Source organism: Mesorhizobium sp. M7A.F.Ca.US.005.03.2.1, from assembly GCF_003997795.1.
GTDB classification, from domain to species: Bacteria; Pseudomonadota; Alphaproteobacteria; order Rhizobiales; family Rhizobiaceae; genus Mesorhizobium; species Mesorhizobium ciceri.
Map to the genome: position 1 here is coordinate 1 of NZ_RZRP01001511.1, position 627 is coordinate 627.

Annotated in this window: 1 protein-coding gene; it reads left to right on the plus strand. The window is 61.9% G+C overall.

The annotated features are described in order from the left end of the window. Positions 1–493, plus strand: a 493-nt coding sequence (locus EN991_RS38790; protein WP_164769791.1) for a substrate-binding domain-containing protein, incomplete at its 5' end; no start/stop codon positions are given. Positions 494–627: the final 134 nt, after the last annotated feature.

Sequence of the window (627 nt, forward strand, 5' to 3'; positions counted from 1 at the left end):
GATGATCTCCAAGGCAGCCAAGCGGCCCGGCAAGGTCGCCCTCTTCGTCGGCAGCCACCGCTTCCACGGCCATGAGCTGCGCGAGATCGGCTTTCGCTCCTTCTTCCGCGAGCATGCGCCGGAGTTCAGCGTGCTTGAAACGCTGGTCAATCTGGAAGCCAACCAGGTGACCCATGACGCGATGATCGATCTTCTGGCGCGCTATCCGGATCTTGCCGGCTGCTACGTCGCCGGCGGTGGCATGGAAGGCGCGGTCTCGGCGCTGCGGGCAGCGAAGCCCGCGACCATGCCGGTGGTCGTCTGCAACGAGATCAACGCCGAGTCGCGCGCGGCACTCGCCGACAACATCCTCACCATGGTGATCTCGACCCCGCTCGCCGCTTTATGCCGTGAGCTCGTCGACCTGATGGCGCATGCCATCGAAACCGGCGCCGCCAACGCTCCGGGCCAGACCTTTCTGCCCTTCGACGTCTATCTGCCGGAAAACATCTAGCCAGCCGCCGCGCAAGGTGCCGAGGCAAATGATAGAATCCATCAGAGCGATGCGTAAATCGGCCCGCAGGCCGCGGAATCGCCCTTGACGCCCCGATGTGAAATGGAATAAATATTTCATCATCTGTATATTTT